Raw genomic sequence first — 517 nt, 5'->3', positions numbered from 1 at the left:
AAGCTGCAGCGCAGCCCCATCCTGCACCCGGTGGCGGCCGTCTCGGTCGGTATCGTGGGCGGGGTGCCGGTGCTGGACCTGGACTATGTGGAAGATGCCGGCTGCGAGACCGACATGAACGTCGTCATGACCGGGGCAGGCCACTTCGTCGAGCTGCAAGGCACGGCTGAGGGCGAGCCCTTCAGCCGCGAGGATCTGCAGCAGCTGCTGACCCTGGCGGACGGCGGCATCCAGCAGCTGATCGCGATGCAGCGCGCCGCGCTGGCCGGCGCCGAGGTGGGGTGAGCCATGGCGGATGCGACCCTGCCGCGCCGTCTGGTGCTGGCCTCCAACAACCCGGGCAAGCTGGCCGAATTGCAGGCGATGTTCGCGCCGCTCGGTCTGGAGCTGGTGACACAGGGCAGCCTGGGCATCCCCGAGGCGCCGGAGCCGCACCACACGTTCATCGAGAACGCGCTGGCCAAGGCCCGCCATGCGGCCGCCGCGAGCGGCCTGCCGGCTCTGGTCGACGACGCCG

Annotated in this window: 1 protein-coding gene and 1 pseudogene; both read left to right on the top strand. The window is 71.0% G+C overall.

The genetic code is table 11. The features are described 5' to 3' along the window. Window positions 1–285, top strand: a pseudogene (rph, locus tag ML342_RS11810) (ribonuclease PH); the annotation flags it as partial. 3 nt (window positions 286–288) lie between these two features. Next, the coding region (locus tag ML342_RS11805) for a non-canonical purine NTP pyrophosphatase (protein ID WP_275672492.1) at window positions 289–517 on the top strand (229 nt) is incomplete at its 3' end.

Origin of the sequence: Thermomonas alba (genome assembly GCF_022419205.1) — a bacterium.
Taxonomy (GTDB): Bacteria; Pseudomonadota; Gammaproteobacteria; order Xanthomonadales; family Xanthomonadaceae; genus Thermomonas; species Thermomonas alba.
The sequence above is the reverse complement of the archived record's forward strand: the minus strand, read 5'-3'. Positions and strand labels throughout refer to the sequence as shown.